Genomic DNA, 23,420 nt, shown 5'->3' on the forward strand with positions numbered 1-23,420 from the left:
CGGGTCACCCCACCGAACGGCGCAGTCGCTCGGCGATCTCGCGCAGCGCGGCCTCGTCGTGCACCGGCGCCGCCCATTCGGGATCGACCGGCAGTTGCACCCAGCTGGTACAACCCGCGTACTCGGGTCTGCGGTCGAGCTGCAGCGGCCGCACCAGCGGGCTGGCCTGGACGACGAGCGCGGTGAGCCGATGTTTGGGCCGGAAATCGAGCCGGTCGGCGCGAACCGATGCGTCGGTCCAAATATGCAGGGACGCAACCTGTTCGAGGCGCTCTGGACGGATCACCTCGACCGCGGCCACAACACGAGCGCCGGCTCGGATCACGACTGCGTCGTCGGTGCTGTCGGCGGCCGCTGTGTCGAGCAGATCGCGGTGCTCGGGGCGCACACGTTCGGCGTGGCTGTGCGCGACGGTCGGAAACAGCAAGAATCGCGACGCCGTGACCGCGAACCGCTTCTCGTGGATTCCGCCCTTGCGCAGCAGCACCGTCTGCCTGCCGTCCAACAAGGCGTGCACCGCGGCGCTCCACTCCTTGAGCGCGGGCTGCGTCAGCGTCGTCGTCATCGGGCTATGTCGCGGCCGCCGCTTTGGCGTCCATGCGGGCCCGCACCTCGGGCCGGCGCAACGGCGGCACCGACTTCGGCGGCTGACGCCGCGCCGGCAGGGCCGTCAGCAGCCGGTGGGTGGTGGCGGTGACCTCCGCAACGGCGGCCTCGAAGGCGTCGACGTTGGCCGCGGTCGGCCGGGTGATGCCGCTGACCTTGCGAATGTACTGACGCGCGGCGGCCTCGATCTCCTCGTCGGTGGCCGCCGGTTCGAGCCCGCGTAGCTCGGTGATGTTTCGGCACATGGCTCCACGATAGGTTCGTCGGGTGACTGACGACATCCTGCTCATCGACACCCGCGACCGGGTGCGCACCCTGACCCTCAACCGACCGCAGTCGCGCAACGCGCTGTCGTCCGAGCTGCGCAGGCGGTTCTACCGCGCCCTCGGAGAGGCTCAGGCCGACGACGACGTCGACGTCGTGATCGTCACCGGCGCCGATCCGGTGTTCTGCGCGGGTCTGGACCTCAAGGAGCTGGGCGACACCAGCGAGCTGCCCGACATCTCGCCGAAGTGGCCGCCGATGACCAAGCCGGTGATCGGCGCGATCAACGGCGCGGCGGTCACCGGGGGCCTTGAGATCGCCCTGTACTGCGATGTGCTGATCGCCTCCGACCAGGCGCGGTTCGCCGATACGCACGCCCGGGTCGGGCTGTTGCCGACGTGGGGGCTGTCGGTGCGCTTGCCGCAGAAGGTCGGCATTGGCATGGCCCGCCGGATGAGTTTGACCGGCGACTATCTGTCGGCCGAGGATGCGCTGCGGACCGGGCTGGTCACCCAGGTGGTGCCGCACGCCGAGCTGATGTCGAGCGCGCGGCAGGTCGCGGCGTCGATCGTCGGCAACAACCAACGGGCCGTGCGTGCGCTGCTGGCGTCCTATCACCGCATCGACGAGGCGCAGACCAACGAGGGACTGTGGATCGAGGCGGCGTCGGCGCGCGAGTGGATGCGCACCACCAGCGGCGACGACATCGCCGCCAACCGCGACGCCGTCCTGCAGCGAGGCCGCTCCCAGCTGCGCTGACCTTCCCTTTGTTGCGCGAACGTGCGTGTCTGCACACGACACGCCGCTGATTTACAGCAGTTTGCGCACCCTCGTACGCTGCGAGCGTGAACGAAGCGCATGAGTACTGCGGAAGCGAGGAATGGCGGCAGCTGATCCGCGAGGTGATCCTGCCGTGGGCGTTGGGTGAGATCGACCTCGGCGACGACGTCATCGAGGTCGGCCCCGGCTACGGCGCGACCACCGACGTGTTGAGCGAATCGGTGGGCCGGCTGACGTCAGTCGAGATCGACGACGAACTCGCGGCGATGCTGACCGCTCGCTTCGCCGACGTCCCGAACGTCGAGATCGTGCGCGGCGACGCGACGGCGCTGTCCTACGACGACGACCGCTTCACCGGCGCAGCATGTTTCACGATGCTGCACCACGTCCCCACCGCCGAACTTCAGGACCGGCTGTTCGCCGAGGTCGCACGGGTCCTGCGGCCGGGGGCGGCGCTGGTGGCCAGCGACAGCCTCGGCAGCGACGAGTTGGCCGTCGCGCACGAGGGCGACACCTACAATCCCGTCGACCCCGATACGCTGCCGGACCGGTTGGCGGCGGCGGGTTTCGGCGATGTGCGGGTCAAGACGACGGAGTTCGGCTGGGCCGCGGTAGCCCGCGCACGCTCATAGCGCGGACGCTGACGCCCCGCGAGCGCCCACATTCAGCCATTTCTTGGCGGTGTGTCGTACACAGACACGGGCGCTCGCGGCAGGAAAGTCAAGCCGTGCCCGGCACCAGCCAACGGCCCGAGAAGGCGCGCCAGCCGACGAAGACCAACCGCAGCACCATGAACGTCGACAGCCCCGCCCAGATGCCCAGCAGCCCCCAGCCGAACGCGAGCGACAACCAGATCAACGGGAGGAAGCCCACCAGCGCGCTCGTCAGCGTCGCGTTGCGCATGAACTTCGCGTCGCCCGCACCCAGCAACACGCCGTCGAGCGCGAAAACGATTCCGGCGACCGGCAATTGGGCCACCATGAACCACCACGGCACGCCGATGGCGTCGAGCACCGAGCGGTCGTCGGTGAACACGCTCGGAAACACCGACGCACCGGCCGCGAACACGATGGCGAGCACCGCCGAGGCCAGCGTCGAGAAGATCGTCACTCGCCACGCCACCGACTTCGCGTGCGTCAGCTGCCCCGCACCCAACGCCGCACCCACCAGGGACTGAGCGGCGATCGCCAGCGAATCGAGAACCAGCGCAAGGAAATTCCACAGCTGCAGCACGACCTGGTGCGCGGCGACGGCGGCCGCGCCGAACCGTGCGGCGACGGCACCTGCCGACACGAAACACGCCTGGAACGCCACCGTCCGCAACACCAGGTCGCGGCCCATGACCACCTGCGCGCGCAACACCTCGGGGTGCACCCGCAGCGGCACCCTTTCGATCAGCAGGGCGCGACAGAACAGCGCGGCGGCCAGCCATTGGCCCACCGCGTTCGCGACGGCCGAGCCGGGCAACCCGAGCCGGGGCATGCCGAGCCAGCCGTACACCAGCAGCGGGCACAGCACCGCCGACACCGCGAACCCGAAGACGACGAACTTCAACGGCCGCACGATGTCCTGCACCCCGCGCATCCACCCGTTGCCCGCCGCCGACACCAGGATGGCCGGTACGCCGAGGATCGCGATGCGCACCCACGACAGCGCCTCGTCGGCGATCTCTCCCCCGTCGGAAGACCCCGCCAACGCCGACACCAACGGCACCGCGAACACCTGCACCGCCGCGACGATGACCGCACCCAACCCCAGCGCCAGCCAGGTGGCCTGCACGCCTTCCCCGACCGCGGCCGCCCGATCGCCTGCGCCGTAGAAGCGGGCCGAGCGCGCGGTGGTTCCGTACGCCAGGAATGTCATCTGGGAGCTCACCGTGGTGAGTATCAGACCGCCGATCGCCAGCCCCGCCAACGCCAACGCGCCCAACCGGCCCACGACCGCGAGATCGAACAGCAGGTAGATCGGTTCGGCCGCCAGCACTCCGAGCGCCGGCAATGCCAGGCCGGCTATCCGGCGGCCGGTCGCCGCAGCGTTCGGCGGCTCCGGTGCGGGCTCAGCCAAGGGCCGTGTGCAACGCCTTCACCACGTCCTCGGCGGACCCGGTGGCCGAATATCCCGCGGCCAGCCGGTGACCGCCACCGCCGAACCCACTCGCGACCGGCGACAGGTCATAGGACTTGGCCCGCATCGACACCGACCAGTGCCCCGGCTCGATCTCCTTGAACACCGCGGCCACCTCGGCCTCCTCGGTGGTGCGCACGATGTCGACGATGCTCTCGACCTCCTCGGGCCGGGCGTTGACCCACTCGTCGTACGCCACCACCGCGTACACCAGGCCCCGTCCTCCGGCAGCATCAGGCAGCAGCTGCGCCGAGGACAGCACCCGCGACAGCATCGGCAGCCAGGCGTACGGATGGGTGTCCAGCAGGGTCCGGCTGATGCCGGCGTTGTCGACGCCGAGATCGACCAGCCGCGCCGCCAGCCGGTGCGCGCGGGGCGTGGCCCACCGGAACGAACCGGTGTCGGTGGTCAAGCCCGCGTACAAGCAGTGCGCGACGCCGATGTCGATCGGCTTGTCCCACGCGTCGAGCAGGTCGGCCACCAGCATCGTGGTGGAGTCCGCCGAGGCGTCGACGTAGTTGGCGGTGCCGAACAGCTGGTTGGAGGCGTGGTGGTCGATGACCAAGACCTCGCGGCCGTCGTCGACGAGGCGGCGCAGCACGCCGAGGCGGTTGACGCTGGGAATGTCGACGGTGACGACCAGGTCGGGGTCGCGGCGCATCTCGTCGGGTCCGACGAGCAGTTGTCCGCCGGGCAGCGACTGCAGCGATTCGGGCAGTTTCTCCGGCGCCGCGAAACTCACCTGGACGCTCTTGCCCACCTGATCGAGCACCAGCGCCAGCGCCAGCCCGGCACCGATGGTGTCGGCGTCGGGGTAGACGTGGCAAACCACCGCAACCGAGGCGGCCGCCGACAGCAATTCGGCAGCGGCGCGGGCGTCGACCCGATCGCCCACTTCCAGGGCGTCAGTCGTCTTGTCGATCGCGGTCACCGCTGTCCTCAGAGTCGTCGGGCCCCCCGGCTACTGCCTCGCCCTCCACCTCACTGACACGGTACGGGTCCGCATCGCCCGCGTGCTTGGCACCTTGCCGAACTCTCGCCAAATCCTCATCGGCGGCGCGAGCGCGGGCCAGCAGTTTCTCCATCTTGACCGCGGCGTCGGGAACGGTGTCGCGCTCGAACGCCAGGGTGGGCGTGAACCGCACACCGAGGCTCGCGCCCACCTTGGACCGCAGCACGCCTTTGGCTTTCTCGAGCGCGGCCGCTGCCCCGCCGTAATCCGGCTCTTCGGACAGCGACGCGCCGAGCACCGTGTAGTACAGCGTCGCGTCGTGCAGATCGTTGGTGACCTTGGCGTAGGTGATCGTCACCCCGGCCAGCCGCGGATCCTTGATCTCGTATTCGATCGCCGAGGCGACGATGGTGGAGATGCGTTTGGCCAGTCGCTTCGCCCGTGCGGGGTCAGCCATCTACACCCGTTCCTTCTCGACCAACTCGTAGGTCTCGATGACGTCGCCTTCCTTGATGTCGGAGTACGTCAGCGTCAGACCGCATTCATAACCCTCGCGGACCTCGGTGACGTCGTCCTTCTCCCGGCGCAGCGACGACACGGTGAGGTTCTCGGCCACGACGACGTTGTCGCGCAGCAGCCGGGCCTTCGCGTTGCGACGCATGATTCCGGACTGGACGAGGCAGCCGGCGATGTTGCCGACCTTCGACGACCGGAAGATCGCCCGGATCTCGGCGCGGCCGAGTTCGCGCTCCTCGTAGATCGGCTTGAGCATGCCCTTGAGCGCTGCTTCGATCTCATCGATCGCCTGGTAAATGATCGAGTAGTAGCGGATCTCCACACCCTCGCGGTTGGCCAGCTCGGTGGCTTTGCCCTCCGCGCGGACGTTGAAGCCGATGATGATCGCGTCCGAGGCCGACGCCAGGTTGACGTTGGTCTCGGTGACACCACCGACGCCGCGGTCGATGACACGCAGCTCCACCTCGTCGTCGACCTGGATACCCAGCAGTGCCTCCTCGAGCGCCTCGACGGTACCGGCGTTGTCGCCCTTGAGGATCAGGTTCAACTGGCTGGTTTCCTTCAGCGCCGAATCCAGATCCTCGAGGCTGATCCGCTTGCGGCTGCGCGCCGCCAGCGCGTTGCGCTTGCGCGCGCTGCGCCGATCGGCGATCTGACGCGCGATGCGGTCCTCGTCGACGACGAGCAGGTTGTCACCGGCGCCGGGCACCGACGTGAAGCCGATGACCTGCACGGGCCGGGAGGGCAGCGCCTCCTCGACATCCTCGCCGTGTTCGTCGACCATTCGGCGGACACGACCGTAGGCGTCACCCGACACGATCGAGTCGCCGACGCGCAGCGTGCCGCGCTGCACCAGCACCGTGGCCACCGGGCCGCGACCGCGGTCCAGGTGCGCCTCGATCGCGACACCCTGGGCCTCCATGTCCGGGTTGGCCCGCAGGTCCAGGGCGGCGTCCGCGGTCAGCACGACCGCTTCCAGCAGCGCCTCGATGTTGGTGCCCTGCTTGGCGGAGATGTCGACGAACATCGTGTCGCCGCCGTAGTCCTCGGGGATGAGCCCGTATTCGGTGAGCTGGCCGCGGATCTTGGCGGGGTCGGCGCCTTCCTTGTCGATCTTGTTGACCGCCACCACGATCGGAACCTCGGCGGCCTGGGCGTGGTTGATCGCCTCGACGGTCTGCGGCATCACGCCGTCGTCGGCGGCGACCACCAGGATCGCGATGTCGGTGGCCTTCGCACCGCGGGCACGCATGGCGGTGAACGCCTCGTGACCCGGGGTGTCGATGAACGTGATCGGCCGGACGGTGCCGTCGAGGTCGACCTCGACCTGGTACGCGCCGATGTGCTGGGTGATGCCGCCGGCTTCGCCCTCGCGGACGTTGGCCTGACGGATGGTGTCCAGCAGCCGGGTCTTGCCGTGGTCGACGTGGCCCATGACCGTGACCACCGGCGGACGCTGTTCGAGGTCCTCCTCGCCGCCTTCGTCCTCGCCGTAGGTGAGGTCGAACGACTCGAGCAGTTCGCGGTCCTCGTCCTCCGGGGAGACGACCTGAACCTTATAGTTCATCTCGCTGCCGAGCAGTTCGAGGGTGTCGTCGCCGACGGACTGCGTCGCGGTGACCATCTCGCCGAGGTTGAACAGCGCCTGCACCAGCGCGGCCGGGTTGGCGTCGATCTTCTCGGCGAAGTCGCTCAGCGACGCGCCGCGGGCCAGCCGGATGGTCTCGCCGTTGCCGTGCGGCAGTCGGACGCCACCGACGACCGGCGCCTGCATGTTCTCGTATTCGGCGCGTTTCGCCCTCTTCGACTTGCGTCCGCGCTTGGGCGCGCCGCCGGGACGACCGAACGCACCGGCCGCACCGCCACGCTGGCCGGGACGGCCACCGCCGCCGGGACGACCCCGGAAGCCTCCGCCGGCGGGCGCGCCGCCGCCACCGCCGCGGTAGTTACCGCCGCCACCGGCACCGCCGGGACCGCCGGGACGACCGCCGCCGCCACCGGGTCCGCGACCACCGGGGCCCGGACGCGGACCACCGGGGCGACCCATCGCACCGGGCCGGGCGCCGGGCGGACGCGGCGGCATATTGCCGGGCGTCGCACCGCCTGGGCGTGGCGCGCCGGGACGCGGACCACCGGGCCCGGGACGGGGGCCTTGGGGACGGGGAATCGGCCGGTCGACCGGCTGTTGAGAGGAGAACGGGTTGTTGCCGACGCGGGGTACGCGTGGCGCCGGCTTCGGCGCGCCCGGCGTGGGGCCCGGCCGCGGGCCGGGGGTCGGCCCCGGGCGGCTGGGCGGCGCGGCGGGTGTGGCCGGCGGGGCGGCGGCCGCCGCGGGTGGCGCGACGGCCGGAGCCTCGGTGGCGGGTGCCGCAGGCTTGGGCGCCGGCGCGGGCTCCGTCGGAGCGGCGCTCTTGGCAGGCGCGGCCGGCGCGGCGGTCGATGGGGCGGCCGCCGAACCATTGCCATCGGATTTGACCTTCTCGGCGGCCTTTTTGCCGCCGCCGAAGGATTCGCGCAACCGGCGCGCAACCGGGGCCTCCACCGTGGAGGATGCGGATTTGACGAATTCGCCTTGTTCGCTCAGACGAGCGAGAACTTCCTTACTGGTGACACCGAGTTCCTTGGCCAACTCGTGTACACGGGCCTTACCTGCCACTACATCTCCATCTCTAGAGGCGTCAGCGGTGGTAGGCGCCGCGCCTCGGGTTAGCTATGACGCATGGTCATCGGGACTTCACGGTGTGCTCATGTTCTTCGCTACCTGTTCTGTTGCCGAGGGGTCGGGCGGGTCGGCACTGCTGCGAGTGCCGACACACTCGATCACCGCGGATACGTCCGGTGAACCGGTGATGCGCAACGCTCGACCGAACGCTCGCCGACGAATCGCTGCCTCGAGGCACTGAGGAGTGGGATGCAGCCACGCACCCCGCCCCGGCAGCTTTCTCGCCCGGTCAACGGTGACGGTGCCGAGAGAATTCCCAGCCCCATCGACGTTGCCGACAGCGACCACCCGAAGCAGTTCGACGGCCAGCTCTCGTTTCCGGCAACCAACGCAGGTCCGCACCGGTCCGACAGGATCGTCGGGGCTGCGTCGTTGCGCCGAAGCCGAAGTCTCGCGCTGGATCACAGGTGAGTCTACCGTCACGTCCGCTGGTATTTGAAATGGCTGCGCTGCTCGGCGTGGACGCGTGCGCCGGCCGGCGCTTACCGGTCCCCCACGGCGCCGCGGGCCGCGTCCTGGTCGGGCTCGCCGGTGCCCGCGGGAGGCGCGTCGCTGCGGATGTCGATGCGCCAACCGGTGAGCCGGGCCGCCAGCCGGGCGTTCTGCCCTTCCTTGCCGATGGCCAGCGACAGCTGGAAGTCGGGTACGACGACGCGGGCCGCGCGGGCGGCCTCGTCGATGACGGTCACCGAGACCACCTTGGCCGGTGAGAGCGCGTTGGCGACGAACTTCGCCGGATCGGGGTCGTAGTCGATGATGTCGATCTTCTCGCCCGACAGTTCGCTCATCACATTGCGCACCCGCTGACCCATCGGCCCGATGCAGGCGCCCTTGGCGTTGAGCCCAGGAACCCGCGAGGCCACCGCGATCTTCGAGCGGTGACCGGCCTCCCTGGCGACCGCGACGATCTCGACCGAACCCTCGGCGATCTCGGGCACCTCGAGCGAGAACAGCTTGCGCACCAGGTTCGGATGCGTGCGCGACAACGTGATCAGCGGTTCCCGCGCGCCGCGGCTGACGCCCACGACGTAGCAGCGCAACCGGTCGCCGTGTTCGTAGCGCTCGCCGGGCACCTGCTCCGCGGCGGGGATGACGCCCTCGGAACCCTTCGTCTCACTGCCCATCCGGACCACGACGAGGCCGCGGGCGTTGGCCCGCGCATCACGCTGGATCACCCCGCCCACGATGTCGCCCTCGCGCGCGGAGAACTCGCCGTAGGTCTTCTCGTTCTCGGCGTCGCGGAATCTCTGCAACATCACCTGCCGCGCCGTCGTCGCGGCGACGCGACCGAATCCTTCTGGGGTGTCGTCCCATTCGGTGATCGTGTTGCCGTCCTCGTCCACCTCGCTCGCGATGACCTTGACCTCGCCGGTCTTGCGGTCGATCTCGATGCGCGCCTCGGCGGCATGGCCCTCGGTGTGTCGATAGGCCGTCAGCAGCGCGGATTTGATGGTCTCGACGAGCTCGCCCACCGGTATTCCGCGGTCGACCTCGATGGCGTGTAGCGCGGCCATGTCGATGTTCACGCCGACGCCTCCTTCCCAGATTGGCCGACCAGCTCCAGCTCTCGCGGATTGGGAGGCGAGAATTCAACTTGCACAACAGCTTTCGAGATACCGTTGAGCGGCAACTCGCGGACCGAGAAGTTGGCCTGTCGGCCGGCCCGCACCACCAAACGCACCACGCCGTCGCGGGTTTCGCCGAGCCTGCCGGTGAGCTGCGAGCCGTCGGACAGGGTCAGTTCGACCTTGCGGCCGCGCGCTCGGCGGTAGTGCTTCTCGGCGGTCAGCGGCCGGTCCACACCCGGTGAGGTGACCTCGAGGACATAGGGCGCGGATCGGTCGTCGACCTCATCGAGCAGCGCAGAAGCAGCACGGGACAGTTGGGCGATCGAAGCGAGGTCGAGGCCGTCGTCCCCGTCGGCCACCACCGTGATGCGCGGCGGACGCGCGGCCGGGTCGACGATCACGTCCTCGATTTCGTAACCCGCACGCGCGAACTCGCCGTCGAGTAGCTCGATCACCTCTTTCTGCGACGGTAATCCCGCAGAACGCTCCGTCACGGCGAGCTCCTCGTCTTGAGTTGTCCGGACACGATCCCCGGCGACACACCTCGGAACCAACACTCCACGATACGCCAGCACCGGCGCGGTAAACGCCAAACGAACACCGATGCGGACCGAGCGCAATGGCAAGATGATCTCCGTGCCGAGCCCCCCGCCGACCATCAGCAGAAGACGCGTGTTGGCCTCGGCGGCGGCATTGGCGCTGCTGGGCGCAACCGCGGCCGCCTGCGGCTCGCCGCCTCCGCCGCCCGAGGTCGACGAACTCGCCGCTCAGCTCGAGCGTGCGCGCGCCGACAGCCAATTGGCCACCGACGCGGCGGCCAACGAGCGCGGGACCGTTGCGGAGGCCCTGACGGCGGTGGCGGCCGAACGCGCGGCCCACGCCCAGGCGCTGTCCGACGAGTTGGTCCGGTTGCGCGGCGACGAGGCACCCACGTCCACTCCTACCAGCACCACCGCGGAACCGGCGAAGCCGCCCACCGTCAAGGACGCCGTCAACGCGCTGCGGGCGTCGGCGTCGAGCGCCGCCGAGCTGGCGGCCAAACTGTCGGGCTACCGCGCCGGACTCGTCGCCTCGATCGCCGCGGCGTGCACGGCCGCGTACATGGTCGCCCTCGCCGAACCGGAGAAACCGCTATGACATCGGCAGAGCCCACGCCGACGCGGCCGTCGGAGGCCGCGGACGGCGCGCTCTACGACGCGATCGCCACCGAACACGCGACCATCTACGGATACGGCGTCGTGTCGGCGCGCTCGGCGCCCGAGGACAACACGCTGGTGGCCAAGTCCATGGCCGAGCACCGTGAACGCCGCGAGGCCGGGCTGCAGATGCTCGAGGACCGGTCCGTCGCCGGCCCCCTGCCCGCTGCGGGCTATCAGCTGCCGATGGAGGTCAAGACCCCCGCCGACGCCGCCAGGCTCGCGGTGCGGATGGAGGAGGACGCGGCCGTCGCGTGGCGCGCCGTCGTCGAGCAGGCCACCTCCGAGCAGGAGCGGGCGTTCGGCGTTGAGGCGCTGACGCAGTGCGCGGTGCGGGCGGCGCGGTGGAGCCGACTGCTGGGCACGACGCCGGTCACGGTGCCGTTTCCCGGCGGCAGCGAGTAACCACCACGCGCCGAGTGTGGGCGTATGTCACGCCTCGGCCGCCTCAGGCGTGCGGGTAACCCACGTTCGCGCTAGGGCCGGAGGGCGGCGACGATCTCGTCGGCCGCGGCGCCGACCGCAATCTCGCGCGTCTCGCCGGAGAACCGGTCGCGCAGCTCGACGACGCCGTCGGCCCAGCCGCGGCCGACCACGACGAGCCACGGCACACCGAGCAGCTCGGCGTCCTTGAACTTCACCCCCGGCGAGGCGGTGCGGTCGTCGAGCAGCACGTCAATCCCGCGGCAATCCAATTCGCCGGCCAGTTCTTCGGCCCCGGCGCGCGCCGCGGCGTCCTTGTTCGCGATGACGAGGTGGACGTCGAACGGTGACACCTCCGACGGCCAGCGCAGCCCGAGCTCGTCGTGGTGTTGTTCGGCGATGACGGCAACCAGCCGCGACACCCCGATGCCGTAGGAGCCCATGGTCAACCGGACCGGCTTGCCGTTTTCGCCGAGCACGTCGACCTCGAACGCGTCGGTGTACTTGCGGCCCAGCTGGAAGATGTGGCCGATCTCGATACCGCGCGCGCTCACCAGCGGCCCGGCCCCGTCCGGCGACGGGTCGCCGTCGCGCACCTCGGCGGCCTCGATGGTGCCGTCGGCGACGAAGTCGCGACCGGCCACCAGGCCCACGACGTGCTTGCCGGGTTGGTCGGCGCCGGTGATCCACGACGTCCCGTCGACCACCCGGGGGTCGACCAGATAGCGAACCCCGTTGGCCAGCAATGCCTTCGGGCCGATGTACCCCTTGACGAGGAACGGATACCTGGCGAAGTCGGCGTCGTCGAGCAGCGCGTACTCGGCCGGTTCGAGCGCGGCGCCCAGACGTTTGTCGTCAACCTCCCGATCGCCGGGCACACCGATGCCCAGCAGCTCCCACTCGCCGCCCGGCACGCGGGTCTTGAGCATGACGTTCTTGAGGGTGTCGGCCGCGGTGACGGTGCGGTCGAGGGTCGCGTTGGCCCAGTCGACCAGCGTGGCGATCGTCGGAGTGTCCGGGGTGTCGTGGACCTTGGCCTCGGGCTGCCCGTCGATGGGCAGCGCAGCCGGGGCGGCGGTGGTCACCGCTTCGACGTTGGCGGCGTAGCCGGATTCCAGACACCGCACGAACGTGTCCTCGCCGATCTCGCTCTCGGCCAGGAACTCCTCGGACGCGCTGCCGCCCATCGCCCCCGAGACCGCCGAGACGATGACGTACCGGACGCCCAACCGGTCGAAGATCCGCTGGTAGGCCTGCCGGTGGGCCAGGTACTGCGCGCGCAGCCCGTCGTCGTCGACGTCGAACGAGTACGAGTCCTTCATGACGAACTCGCGGCCGCGCAGGATTCCCGCGCGCGGGCGCGCCTCGTCGCGGTACTTGGTCTGAATCTGGAACAGCAGCAGCGGAAAGTCCTTGTAGGAGCTGTACTCCCCCTTGACCGTCAGGGTGAAGAACTCTTCGTGCGTCGGGCCCAGCATGTAGTCGTTGCGCCGGCGGTCCTGCAGCCGGAACACGCTGTCGCCGTACTCGGTCCAGCGGTTGGTCGTCTCGTACGGCCCCTTCGGCAGCAGCGCAGGGAACAGGATCTCCTGGCCGCCGATGGCGGTCATCTCGTCGCGGACGACCCGTTCGATGTTGCGCAGCACCCGCAGCCCCAGCGGCAGCCAGCTGTACAGGCCGGGCCCGACCGGTCGGACGTAGCCGGCGCGGATCAGCAGTTTGTGGCTGGGCACTTCGGCGTCGGCCGGGTCGTCACGCAGGGTGCGCAGGAACAGCTCCGACATGCGGGTGATCACAGGCGACAACCTTACTGACCGTGTTGATCCCCCGATCGCTACGCTCCTACCCCGCCGGAACCCGGGCTACAGCTCGCCGGCCTCCACAGCTTCCTTGGTGTGCTGCGCGGAGGCGATCTGACGGGAGGAGAAGCCGATGAAGAAGGCGGCGACACCGACCAGCACCGCGACACCGGCGACCCACAGCAGCGAATAGGTGTAGCCGTAGCCGAGCGCGTCCAGTTGGGCGGGCGTCATGTCCTTGACCGGTCCGGTGGTGCCGCCCAGGTACAGCGTGCGCGACGTCTGCACCGCCTGGATGACGACGAGCACCAAGGGACCGCCGAGGTTCTGGACCATCAGCGTGATCGACGACACCGGGCCGATCTCGCCGGGACCCACTCCGGCGATCGCGCACAGCGGCAGGATCACCGCGATTGCTCCGATGCCGAAGCCGCCGATCACAATCGGCGCGAACAGGTCCGGGAAGTACGGGATGCTGCGGTCCAGCGTCGACCCGTACAGCATCGCGCCCAGCACGAACAGGCCGCCGCCGAGGATCAGCCAGCGTGGTGCGACAAGCGGCGCGAGTCGGGCGGCCACCGCGGTGCCCACCCCGAACGCGAGCGCGAACGGGATGAAGCAGATGCCCGCTTCGAGCGCCGAGTAGCCCAGAACGTCCTGCACCAGCAGACCGATCATCACGGTCAGCGTCAGCAGCACGCCGCCGGCCAGGAACAGCGCGATGAACGTCATGACCCGGTTGCGGTTGTCGAACACCGAGAACGGCACGATCGGGTGCTGGGCGGTGCGTTCGACGAGCAGGAAGCTGATGAAGAAGACCGCAGAGGCGACCGCGGCGCCGATGACCAGCGGGTCGACCCAGCCGCGCGGCGGGCCCTGGGTGAAGACGAGCACCGCCGACGAGCAACCCAGCGTGGCGAGCAACGCGCCGGTGATGTCGAGTTTGAGTCGCTCGTGGTGTGTTTCGGCCAGTTTGAGTACCGCGATGGTGATGATCGCGATGCCGATCGGCACGTTGATCAGAAACGCCAACCGCCAGGAGATCACCGTCAGAGCGCCACCGAGCACCAGGCCGAGCACCGAGCCGATGCCCTGCATGGCCGCGGAGATGGCGAGCGCGCGGTTACGCGCCTGGCCGACCGCGTAGGTCGTCGCGATCAGCGCCAGCCCGGTGGGCGCCGCCACCGCCGCCCCGATGCCTTGTACCGCGCGCGCGACGATCAGCGTGGCGGGGTCGGTGGCCAACCCGCAGACCAGCGAGGCGATGGTGAAGACCCCGACGCCGGACAGGAATGCGCGCTTGTGACCGATCGCGTCGCCGACGCGGCCGCCGAGCAGCAGCAGTCCGCCGAACGCCAGGACATAGGCGGTGATCACCCAGCTCTTGCTGGCGTCGGTGAGGCCGAGGTCGGCCTGCATCCGGGGCAGCGCGACGATCACGATGGTGCCGTCCAGCGTCGACATCAGCTGCATGCCCGTGATCGCGATGATCGCCGGGCCCAGAACGGACTTGGCGAGCGGCAACGCCGCGGGCGGCACGGGACGGTCCGTCGACTCGGAGGAACCACCGACGGCAGACATGGAACGCCACCCTACCGAGTGCCGTTTCGGTGTACTCGGTCGCGGCGGACGCGACGGACTACACCGAAGTCACAACTCTCCGGAGTGAGATGTCGAGCTAAAGCTCTCCGGTGTTGGATGTCGAGCTAAAGCTCTCCGGAGTCGATCGCGTCCTTGACTTCCTGCGCATGCGCAACCTGCGACGCGCTGTAGCCGATGAACAGCGATGCGAGCCCGACCACGACCGCCACCGCGGCCACCCACAGCAGTCCGTAGGTGTAGCCCTGGTCGAGCGCGTGCAGCTGCGCGGCGTTCATGTCGTTCACCGGCCCTGTGGTGCCGCCCAGATACAGCGTGCGCGACGTGATCACGGCCTGGATGATGGCCAGCACGACGGGCCCGCCCAGGTTCTGCAGCATCAGCGCGATCGCCGACACGGGGCCGATCTGGTCGAAGCCGACCCCGGCGATCGCCGACAGCATCAGCGGCACCACGATCATTCCGATGCCCAGGCCGCCGACGGTGATCGGCAGCACCAGGTTCGGGAAGTACGGGATGTTGGCGTCGAGCGTGGAGCCGTAGATCATCGCACCCAGCACCAGCACGCCACCGGCGATGACCAGCAGCCGAGGCGGGAACATCTGCACCAGCTGCGACGAGAGCCCCAGCCCGATCCCGAGCGCGATCACGAACGGAATGAATCCGATGCCTGCGCGCAGCGGGCTATAGCCCATGATGTCCTGCACGTACAGCCCGATCAGCACGGTGAGCGTGAACATCACGCCGCCGGCCAGGAACACCGCGGCGAAGGTCGCGACCCGGTTGCGGTCCTTGAACAGGTCGAACGGCATGACGGGGTTGGCCGCCGTGCGCTCGACGTAGAGGAACGCGAGGAAGGCGGCGCAGGCGGCGAGACCCGAACCCAGCGTGATCGGTGACAGCCAGCCCTGTTCCGGTCCCATCGAGAACCCGAACACCGCCGCGGTGCAGCCGAGGGTGGCCAGGATCGCGCCCGTGGCGTCCAGCTTGAGCCGCTCGCGGTTCGTCTCGCGCAGCGTCTTGCGCGCCAGGTGGATCATCACCAGGCCGATCGGCACGTTGATCAGAAACGCCCAGCGCCACGACACCTCGGTCAGCGCTCCGCCGACGATCAGGCCCATCACCGAACCGATTCCGGTCATCGCGGCGAATATCGCGGTGGCCGCGTTGCGGGCCGGGCCCTTCGGGAACGTGGTGGCGATCAATGCCAGTGCTGTGGGTGACGCGATGGCCGCGCCGACGCCCTGCAGCAGGCGGGCGACCACCAGGGTCGCCTCGTTCCACGCGAGGCCGCACAGGACCGAGGCGATGGTGAACAGCGCCACGCCGACGATGAAGGTGCGCTTGCGGCCGATCGTGTCGCCGAGTCGCCCACCGAGCAGCATCAACCCGCCGAAGGTCAGCACGTAGGCGGTGATCACCCAGCTGCGGCCGGCGTCGGAGAGGCTCAGCTCGTCCTGGATCTTAGGAAGCGCGACGATCGCGATCGTGCTGTCCATCGTCGCGAGAAGCTGCATACCGCCGATAGCGATGACCGCCGCGATGAACCTCGGCGACGGCAGCCACGTCGAGGACCTGCCGGTTTGCCCGCGCACGGACTCGACAGCGGTCTTCTGGGAGTGCGGTGGGAACGCTCCGTTTGCCCCACCTTCGACGTCACGGCGCATGGCAGCACGCTCTGCGTCATTGAGAGCCGTCATGCGGGTTACCTTACAGTAATCTTAAGAATCCTTTAACCGCCGAAGGCGGCCACGGGCCCGATCACGATGATCGCAGGGGGCCGAATTCCGTCCTCGCGGATGCGTTCTGCCGCATCGGCGAGCGTCGCGCGCAAAGTCCGCTGTGCGGAGGTTGTGCCGTGCTGAACGACCAGCACCGGTGTATCCGCTGGTCGTCCGCCTTCCAGCAGAGCGGTCGCGAACAGTTCGATGCGTTCGACCGCCATCAGCAACACGATGGTGCCCGAGAGCGCGGCCAGGGCATTCCAATTGACTAACGATTCGGGATGCCCGGGCGCGACGTGCCCGCTGACCACCACGAACTCGTGGGTGACGTGCCGATGGGTGACGGGCACGCCGGCGAGCGCGGGAACTCCTATGGCACTGGTCACACCGGGTACGACGGTGACCGGGATGCCGGCCTCGGCGCACGCCAACACCTCTTCGTATCCGCGCGCGAACACGAACGGGTCGCCGCCCTTGAGCCGCACCACGAACTTGCCCGCCTTGGCCCGGTCGATCAGCAGGCCGTTGATCGCGTCCTGCGCCATGGCCCGCCCGTACGGAATCTTCGAGGCGTCGATGACCTCGACATGCGGCGGCATCTCGGCCAACAGTTCCTGGGGCGCGAGCCGGTCGGCGACGACGACGTCGGCGTGCGCCAGGAGCCGGCGCCCCCGAACGGTGATCAACTCGGGATCACCCGGCCCGCCTCCCACGAGCGCCACGCCGCCGTGCACGACGTCGGCGGTCGCCGAACTGTCCGGGGCGATGAGCCCCCGCTGCATCGCCTCGTGGATCGCGGACCTGATCGCCGCCGACCGGCGGTGCTCACCACCGGCGAGCACACCGACCGACAGGCCCTCGTACTCGAACGATGCGGGGGTGACCGCGGTGCCCTCGACGGCCACGTCCGCGCGCACGCAGAAGATGTGGCGCGCCTCGGCCTCGGCGACGACGGCGGCGTTGACGGCCGGGTCGTCGGTGGCCGCGATCGCGTACCAGGCACCCTCGAGGTCGCCGGGGCGAAACTCACGCAGCTCCAGTGTGATTCCCGTCATCGCCTCGACCACGGGAGTGGCATCACGCGCGATCACGACCACGTCCGCGCCGTTGGCCACCAGAAGCGGCAGGCGGCGCTGCGCCACGCTGCCGCCGCCGACGACGACGACCTTTCTGCCGGTCAGGCGTAGACCGACGAGGTAGGCGTTCTCGGTCACTGATCCGAATCCTGTTCGCGCGAGCTCATCGGCGCGAGCTTAGAGGCCGCGGCCACCGCCACGAAGCGGCTGATCGCCCGCGGGTGCGCGGCGGGGTGGGTGTGCAGGTAGCCGGCATGCACGGCTCCGTCCACGACACCGTCCCTTCTCCTGTCGGTGGCCTGGCCGGCGAAGATCCACGCGGGTGCATAGTCGTCGTTGAAAGTGACTGCGGTGCGGTGGAACTCATGCCCCATCATCCTGTCACCGATGGTGTGCAACGGCGAGTCGGCCACCACGACGGCCTCGCGGTAGCCGAGTGTGAGGCGATCGGTGAAGGTCGCAGTGCCCGAGATCACGCCACACATGGGGTGACCGTCGAGGTCGTCGACGAGATAGGTCAGCCCCGCGCACTCGGCGTGCACGGGCGCCCCCGACACCGCCAGTTGCCTGACCTGGGTGCGTGCGAGCTCGTTGGCCGAGAGTTCAGCGACGAACTCTTCCGGGAAGCCGCCGGGTAGGACGAGGGCGTCGGCGCCCGCGGGCAACGGATCGGTCAACGGGTCGAACTCCACGACCTCTGCGCCCGCCGCGGTGAGCACTTCGCGATGTTCGGCGTAACCGAAGCTGAACGCCCTGCCTGAAGCCAGCGCCACCGTGGCGTTTCCACCGACGGGCGTCACCTCCTCGGCAGCCCAGGGGTCGTCCATGACCCGGCTGTCGGCCAGCGCGGCGATCTCCGCCAGGTCGACGTGGCGACCGACCAGCGCGGTCATCGCCTCCACCGCCGCGCGCGCCCTGTCCCCGTGTTCGACCGCGGTGACCAGACCCAGATGCCGTGAGGGGACTGACATTTCGTCGCTTCGCGGAATTGCGCCGAAGACGGGGATGCCGGCGTGGGCACAGGCCTGGCGCAGCACCTCCTCGTGACGCGGCGATCCGACGCGGTTGAGGATTACCCCGGCGACGTGAACCGATGAGTCGAATGTCGAAAAGCCATGCAGCAGTGCGGCGATACTGTGGCTCTGCCCGCGGGCGTCGACGACCAAAACTACCGGGGCCCCGAGCAGGGCGGCGACGTGTGCGGTGGATCCGAACGCATTGCCGCGCGAATCTTCGGTGATGCGCCCGTCGAACAGGCCCATCACGCCTTCGATCACCGCGATGTCGGCGCGGGCGCTGCCGTGCCGGTACAGCGGGCCGATCAGGTGCTCCCCTGTCAGGACGGGGTCGAGGTTGCGGCCGGGCCGCAGCGAGGCCAGCGCGTGGTAGCCGGGATCGATGTAGTCGGGCCCGACCTTGAACGGCGCGACCGCCCGCCCCGCCCCTCGCAGCGCGCCCATCAAACCCGTTGCGACGGTGGTCTTTCCGCTACCCGAGGCGGGCGCGGCGATCACCACCGCTGGCGTCGCCCTCGTCACGCCCGCCGCCCCCTCTCCTCTTCCCCGCGAGCGTGAGTAGCGCGAGGGAGGGTCACCACTCGATGCCTTTCTGCCCCTTGCGGCCGACGTCCATCGGGTGCTTGACCTTGGTCATCTCGGTGACCAGGTCCGCGGCGTCGAGCAACTGCTGCGGGGCGTCGCGGCCGGTGATGACGACGTGCTGCCTCCCGGGTCGCGAACGGATCGTCTCGACCACCTCGTCCACGTCGATCCAGCCCCACTTCAGCGGATAGGTGAACTCGTCGAGCACGTAGAAGTCGTGGCGTTCGTCGGCGAGCCGGCGCGCGACCTCGGCCCAACCGTCGGCTGCGACCGCGGCGTGGTCGGGCTCGTCGCCCTGTGCGCGCGACTTGTCCCTTGTCCAGGACCACCCCGACCCCATCTTGTGCCACTGCACCGGTCCCCCGACGCCGTGCTCGTCGTGCAGCCTGCCGAGCTCGCGGAAGGCCGCTTCTTCGCCCACCTTCCACTTGGCGCTCTTGACGAACTGGAACACCGCGATGTCGAAACCTTGATTCCATGCGCGCAGCGCCATGCCGAACGCCGCGGTCGACTTGCCCTTGCCCGCACCGGTGTGGACGGCGAACAGCGGCGCATTGCGGCGCGCGCGCGTGGTCAACCCGTCGTCGGGGACCGTCAGCGGCTGACCTTGAGGCATATCTACCTCTCTCTACTCCGTGGGCCGATCTCAGGCGGCGGTGCGGACCACGTCGGTGAGGCTGTCCGCCCGCAGTTGGGCCAGCCGCACCGCCGGGGCACCCAGTTGTCCAGCGAGCTCTTCGGCCAGGCCCAACCGCACGTACGACGTTTCGCAGTCCACGACGACGGCGGCGGCGCCTTCGGCCACCAATCGCGCAGCGGCCGACCGTGCGCGCCCCAGTGGGTCGGGGCCGCCGGTGGCGCGCCCGTCGGTCAGCACCACCACCAGGCTGCGCCGGGCGCGGTCGCGGGCCTTCTCCCTCACCACGAGGTCGCGGGCCGCCAGCAGCCCTTCCGCCAGGGGCGTCTTGCCGCCGGTGTCGAAGCGTGCCAGGCGTCTGCTGGCGATATGCACCGACGACGTCGGGGGCAGCAGGACTTTCGCGTCCCGCTGGCGGAATGTGATGACGGCGACCTTGTCGCGTCGCTGATAGGCGTCGCGCAACAGCGACAGCGCCGCGCCGCCGACCGCGGACATCCGGTCACGCGCGGCCATCGAACCCGACGCGTCGACCACGAAGATCACCAGGTTCCCCTCGCGGCCCTCCCGGATCGCGCGCCGCACATCGCCCGGTTGCGGCCGGGGCGCCCCGGGTCTCCGCTGCCCTTCGACCGCGGCCAGCAGGGTGCCGAACACGTGCACGCCGTGACCGGTCCCGGCGTCGGACGTGGCAGAGATCGTCTTGCCGGTGCGGTTACGCGCCCTCGACCGGCGACCGGGCGCCCCCTCCCCCACGCCGGGCACCACCAGGGAGCGGGTGCGAAACACCGCCGAGGGTGCGGCACTGGGACGCGAAGCACCACCCGAATCCCGTTGCGACGGTTGCCCATCGCGGCCGTCAGTGTCCGGCGACGACGCGCCACCACCTGGCGGGTCCGGATCCGGTTCGGTATCGCGGTTCTCATCGGTGGCCTCGTCGGCCTGCGCCATCGCGTCGTCGAGTTGGCCTGGATCGAGGCCGGGGTCGTCGAACGGGTCGCGCCGTCGGCGGTGCGGCAGCGCGAGTTCGGCGGCCACCCGGATGTCCTCCTCGGAGACCACCTCGGCCCCGCGCCACGCGGCGTGCGCGACGGCGGTCCTGGCGACCACCAGGTCGGCGCGCATCCCGTCGACGTCGAAGGCCGCGCACAGCGCCGCGATGCGACGTAATTCGCTGTCGGGCAACGAAATCGATTCGGACAGAGCGCGGGCGGCCGCGACACGGCGCGCCAGCTCGGCATCGGCTTCGGCGTAGCGCTGCGCGAATCCGGCGGGGTCGGCCTCGTACGCCATGCGCTGCCGGATCACCTCGACGCGCACGTCGACGTCGCGCGACGCCCGCACGTCGACGGTGAGCCCGAACCGGTCGAGCAGCTGCGGACGCAGTTCGCCCTCTTCTGGATTCATCGTGCCGATCAACACGAAGCGCGCCTCGTGGCTGTGCGACACCCCGTCGCGCTCGACGTGCACCCGCCCCATCGCCGCGGCGTCGAGCAGCACGTCGACCAGATGATCGTGCAGCAGGTTCACCTCGTCGACGTAGAGCACACCGCCGTGCGCGCGGGCGAGCAGCCCCGGCGAGAACGCGTGCTCACCGTCGCGCAGCACCTTCTGCAGGTCCAACGAGCCGACCACCCGGTCCTCGGTGGCACCTATCGGCAGTTCGACCAGCTGACCGGTGGTGCCCGACGCGCCGTCTGCCGCTTCCAGCACCTTGGCCAGCCCCCGCACCGCCGTCGACTTCGCGGTGCCCTTCTCCCCACGGATCAACACCCCGCCGATATCGGGCCGGATCGCGCACAGCAGCAGCGCCAACCGCAGACGGTCATGCCCGACGATCGCACTGAAGGGATAGGTCACGGCTTCAGCATAGGGACGTGCGGAATGCCGTCCTGCATGAACTCCTCTCCGTCGCGGACGAAGCCGAGGCGGGCATACATATCGGCGAGGTAGGTCTGCGAGTCGATGCGGCATGGATAGTCGCCCACCTCGGCCAGCGCCGCCAGCAGCAGCCGGGTGCTGTGGCCCTGCCCGCGTGCCTCGCGCTTGGTGCACACCCGCCCGATGCGGAAGCCCTTCTGCCCGCCGGGATGCTCCTCCATCAGACGTAGTGTCGAAATGACCTCACCGGTGGCGGTTTCCAGCCAGAAGTGCCGCGTCTCGGCGAGAAGGTCGCGGCCGTCGAGCTCGGGATACGGGATGGCCTGCTCCACGACGAAGACCTCGACGCGCAGCTTGAGCAGTTCGTACAGCGTTGCGGCGTCAAGGTCTCGAGACCAACTGCGGCGCAGCGCAACCGTCATCCCGTGGCCACCGCCGACGACTCGTCAAGGCGCAGGACCCGCGTTCCGTGCGACCACACCTCGTCGAACAGCCCCGGCTCGGAGGACAACTCGTGTCCCAGCGACGGCACCATGTCCTTGATCTTGGACTCCCAGGCCGGATAGCGCTGGGAAAAGCAGCGTTGCAGCACCTCGATCATCGCGGGCACCGCGGTCGACGCCCCCGGGGATGCGCCGAGCAGCCCGGCGATGGCGCCGTCACCGGAGGTGAGCACCGTGGTGCCGAAGTCCAGCACGCCCTTGCCGCTCTTACCGCAGATGACCTGGACCCGCTGCCCCGCCACGTTGAGCTCCCAGTCTGATTCCCTTGCGCTGGGCGCGAATTCGCGCAAGGCCTCGATACGCTCGGCGTCTGACAGCATCAACTGGCCCACCAGGTACTTCAACAGACCGAATTGGGTGAGCGCGACGTTGACCATCGACGCGACGTTGTTGAGCGTGATGGACTCGGGCAGATCGAAGACGTCGCCCTGCTTGAGGAACTTCGGTGACCAACCGGCGAACGGCCCGAACAGCAACCAGGACCGGCCGTTGATGACGCGCGCGTCCAGGTGCGGAACAGACATCGGGGGCGCACCCACCGGAGGCTGGCCGTACACCTTGGCCCGATGCGCATCGGTCAGGCGCGAGACGTCGGTGCGCAGGAACTTGCCGCTGACGGGGAAACCACCGAAGTTCTTGGCCTCCTTCATGCCTGCCTTCTGCAACAGGTTCAACGCCCCGCCGCCCGCGCCGACGAACACGAACCCGGCGTTGAGCTTGCTGGTGCGCCCGGTCCGCAGGTTGGTCAGCTTCAGCGTCCACGAACCGTCGGAGTCCTGGCGCAGGTCGCGCACCTCGTGACCGAAGTATGTGGTCATCCCGCGCTGGGCGACGTAGCCGAGCAGTTGGCGTGAGAGGGCACCGAAGTCGACATCGGTGCCCTGCTCGGTCCAGTTCAAAGCGACCGGTTCGGAGAAGTCACGTCTCTCGGCCATCAGCGGCAACCGGCGGGTGAACTCGTCCTCGTCCTCGATGTACTCCATGCGGGCGAACAGCGGATTGGTCACCAACGCGTCGTAGCGGCTCCGCAGATACTTCACGTTGTCCTCGCCGTGCACGAAGCTCACGTGCGGGATGGGATTCACGAAGCTGCGCGGATCGTCGATCAACCCGTTCTCCACCGCGTACGCCCAGAACTGGCGCGTCACCTGGAACTGCTCGTTGACGCGGACCGCCTTGGAGATGTCGATCGAGCCGTCGGGTTGTTGGGGGGTGTAGTTCAGCTCGCACAGCGCCGAGTGGCCGGTGCCCGCGTTGTTCCAGGCGTCGCTGCTCTCGGCGGCCGCGGCGTCGAGGCGCTCGATGAGTGTGATCGACCAGTCCGGCTCCAGCAGCCGCAGCAGCGCGCCCAACGTCGCGCTCATGATCCCGGCCCCGATGAGCACGACGTCTGTCTTTCTGGGTTCGTCAGACACTCTCAGTTCCCCCGACTGGACTCGGTTTGGCGGC

At 69.3% G+C, this 23,420-nt stretch carries 22 protein-coding genes; 4 read left to right on the forward strand and 18 right to left on the reverse strand.

Going from position 1 to position 23,420, the window contains the following annotated elements; genetic code table 11:
* Positions 1 to 4 precede the first annotated feature (4 nt).
* Together AU197_RS10435 and AU197_RS10440 are read right to left on the reverse strand one after the other, a co-directional pair.
* Positions 5 to 565 carry a DUF1802 family protein gene (locus AU197_RS10435; RefSeq protein ID WP_064402536.1) on the reverse strand — a complete coding sequence of 187 codons (561 nt, stop codon included), beginning with the start codon at positions 563 to 565 and terminating at the stop codon, positions 5 to 7.
* Between the two features lie 4 nt (positions 566 to 569).
* Positions 570 to 851, reverse strand: a complete 282-nt coding sequence (locus AU197_RS10440; RefSeq protein WP_064402539.1) for a DUF2277 domain-containing protein — start codon at positions 849 to 851, stop codon at positions 570 to 572.
* Between the two features lie 22 nt (positions 852 to 873).
* Between AU197_RS10440 and AU197_RS10445 the strand changes: the two genes are divergently transcribed.
* Both AU197_RS10445 and AU197_RS10450 read left to right on the forward strand, forming a co-directional pair.
* Positions 874 to 1,629 carry an enoyl-CoA hydratase gene (locus AU197_RS10445; protein WP_064402541.1) on the forward strand — a complete coding sequence of 252 codons (756 nt, stop codon included), beginning with the start codon at positions 874 to 876 and terminating at the stop codon, positions 1,627 to 1,629.
* 86 nt (positions 1,630 to 1,715) lie between these two features.
* Entirely contained in the window at positions 1,716 to 2,282 is a 567-nt protein-coding gene (locus AU197_RS10450; protein ID WP_064402543.1) for a class I SAM-dependent methyltransferase, read from the forward strand.
* Between the two features lie 88 nt (positions 2,283 to 2,370).
* Here the strand turns inward: AU197_RS10450 and AU197_RS10455 are convergent, their stop codons facing one another.
* The 7 genes from AU197_RS10455 to rimP form a co-directional block, all read right to left on the reverse strand.
* On the reverse strand, positions 2,371 to 3,714 hold the full coding sequence (locus AU197_RS10455) for an MATE family efflux transporter (RefSeq protein WP_064402546.1): 1,344 nt from the start codon (positions 3,712 to 3,714) through the stop codon (positions 2,371 to 2,373).
* Positions 3,707 to 4,705: a DHH family phosphoesterase gene (locus AU197_RS10460; protein WP_064402548.1), complete on the reverse strand. Its 999-nt coding sequence runs from the start codon at positions 4,703 to 4,705 to the stop codon at positions 3,707 to 3,709. Before AU197_RS10460 ends, AU197_RS10455 begins: the two co-directional genes overlap by 8 nt.
* Positions 4,680 to 5,183, reverse strand: a complete 504-nt coding sequence (gene rbfA, locus AU197_RS10465) for a 30S ribosome-binding factor RbfA (RefSeq protein WP_064402550.1) — start codon at positions 5,181 to 5,183, stop codon at positions 4,680 to 4,682. Before rbfA ends, AU197_RS10460 begins: the two co-directional genes overlap by 26 nt.
* The gene (gene infB / locus AU197_RS10470; RefSeq protein WP_064402551.1) at positions 5,184 to 7,898 is read right to left on the reverse strand and encodes a translation initiation factor IF-2; all 2,715 of its coding nucleotides are present in this window, start codon (positions 7,896 to 7,898) and stop codon (positions 5,184 to 5,186) included. It abuts the gene before it with no gap.
* Between the two features lie 78 nt (positions 7,899 to 7,976).
* Positions 7,977 to 8,387 carry a YlxR family protein gene (locus tag AU197_RS25990; protein WP_353612129.1) on the reverse strand — a complete coding sequence of 137 codons (411 nt, stop codon included), beginning with the start codon at positions 8,385 to 8,387 and terminating at the stop codon, positions 7,977 to 7,979.
* 59 nt (positions 8,388 to 8,446) lie between these two features.
* Positions 8,447 to 9,490: a transcription termination factor NusA gene (nusA, locus tag AU197_RS10480; RefSeq protein WP_064402555.1), complete on the reverse strand. Its 1,044-nt coding sequence runs from the start codon at positions 9,488 to 9,490 to the stop codon at positions 8,447 to 8,449.
* Positions 9,487 to 10,026 carry a ribosome maturation factor RimP gene (gene rimP, locus AU197_RS10485; protein ID WP_064402864.1) on the reverse strand — a complete coding sequence of 180 codons (540 nt, stop codon included), beginning with the start codon at positions 10,024 to 10,026 and terminating at the stop codon, positions 9,487 to 9,489. Before rimP ends, nusA begins: the two co-directional genes overlap by 4 nt.
* 133 nt (positions 10,027 to 10,159) lie before the next feature.
* On the opposite strand from rimP, the gene AU197_RS10490 reads away from it, so the two are divergent.
* Together AU197_RS10490 and AU197_RS10495 are read left to right on the forward strand one after the other, a co-directional pair.
* The gene (locus AU197_RS10490; RefSeq protein ID WP_064402558.1) at positions 10,160 to 10,669 is read left to right on the forward strand and encodes a hypothetical protein; all 510 of its coding nucleotides are present in this window, start codon (positions 10,160 to 10,162) and stop codon (positions 10,667 to 10,669) included.
* Positions 10,666 to 11,133, forward strand: coding sequence for a ferritin-like domain-containing protein (locus tag AU197_RS10495; RefSeq protein ID WP_064402560.1), 468 nt, complete (start codon positions 10,666 to 10,668; stop codon positions 11,131 to 11,133). The genes AU197_RS10490 and AU197_RS10495 overlap by 4 nt, the downstream gene beginning before the upstream one ends.
* A 71-nt stretch (positions 11,134 to 11,204) precedes the next feature.
* Here the strand turns inward: AU197_RS10495 and AU197_RS10500 are convergent, their stop codons facing one another.
* From AU197_RS10500 to mqo, 9 genes are all read right to left on the reverse strand, one after another.
* Positions 11,205 to 12,947: a proline--tRNA ligase gene (locus AU197_RS10500; RefSeq protein ID WP_064402562.1), complete on the reverse strand. Its 1,743-nt coding sequence runs from the start codon at positions 12,945 to 12,947 to the stop codon at positions 11,205 to 11,207.
* A gap of 66 nt (positions 12,948 to 13,013) precedes the next feature.
* Positions 13,014 to 14,531, reverse strand: coding sequence for an MFS transporter (locus AU197_RS10505; RefSeq protein ID WP_064402565.1), 1,518 nt, complete (start codon positions 14,529 to 14,531; stop codon positions 13,014 to 13,016).
* Between the two features lie 125 nt (positions 14,532 to 14,656).
* A complete protein-coding gene (locus AU197_RS10510; RefSeq protein WP_064402567.1) occupies positions 14,657 to 16,249 on the reverse strand; it encodes an MFS transporter in 1,593 nt (530 codons plus the stop codon).
* A 32-nt stretch (positions 16,250 to 16,281) separates the two neighbouring features.
* Entirely contained in the window at positions 16,282 to 17,487 is a 1,206-nt protein-coding gene (gene cobA, locus AU197_RS10515; protein ID WP_064402569.1) for a uroporphyrinogen-III C-methyltransferase, read from the reverse strand.
* Positions 17,484 to 18,887: a cobyrinic acid a,c-diamide synthase CobB gene (locus tag AU197_RS10520; RefSeq protein ID WP_064402570.1), complete on the reverse strand. Its 1,404-nt coding sequence runs from the start codon at positions 18,885 to 18,887 to the stop codon at positions 17,484 to 17,486. The genes cobA and AU197_RS10520 overlap by 4 nt, the downstream gene beginning before the upstream one ends.
* A gap of 52 nt (positions 18,888 to 18,939) precedes the next feature.
* A complete protein-coding gene (gene cobO, locus AU197_RS10525) occupies positions 18,940 to 19,566 on the reverse strand; it encodes a cob(I)yrinic acid a,c-diamide adenosyltransferase (protein WP_064402572.1) in 627 nt (208 codons plus the stop codon).
* 30 nt (positions 19,567 to 19,596) lie between these two features.
* Positions 19,597 to 21,447: a magnesium chelatase subunit D family protein gene (locus AU197_RS10530; protein WP_064402573.1), complete on the reverse strand. Its 1,851-nt coding sequence runs from the start codon at positions 21,445 to 21,447 to the stop codon at positions 19,597 to 19,599.
* Positions 21,444 to 21,890, reverse strand: coding sequence for a GNAT family N-acetyltransferase (locus AU197_RS10535; RefSeq protein ID WP_064402574.1), 447 nt, complete (start codon positions 21,888 to 21,890; stop codon positions 21,444 to 21,446). The genes AU197_RS10530 and AU197_RS10535 overlap by 4 nt, the downstream gene beginning before the upstream one ends.
* Positions 21,887 to 23,386, reverse strand: a complete 1,500-nt coding sequence (mqo, locus tag AU197_RS10540; protein WP_064402865.1) for a malate dehydrogenase (quinone) — start codon at positions 23,384 to 23,386, stop codon at positions 21,887 to 21,889. Before mqo ends, AU197_RS10535 begins: the two co-directional genes overlap by 4 nt.
* Positions 23,387 to 23,420 lie beyond the last annotated feature (34 nt).

The sequence above is a fragment of the Mycobacterium sp. IS-1590 genome, from assembly GCF_001500025.1.
GTDB lineage: Bacteria > Actinomycetota > Actinomycetes > Mycobacteriales > Mycobacteriaceae > Mycobacterium.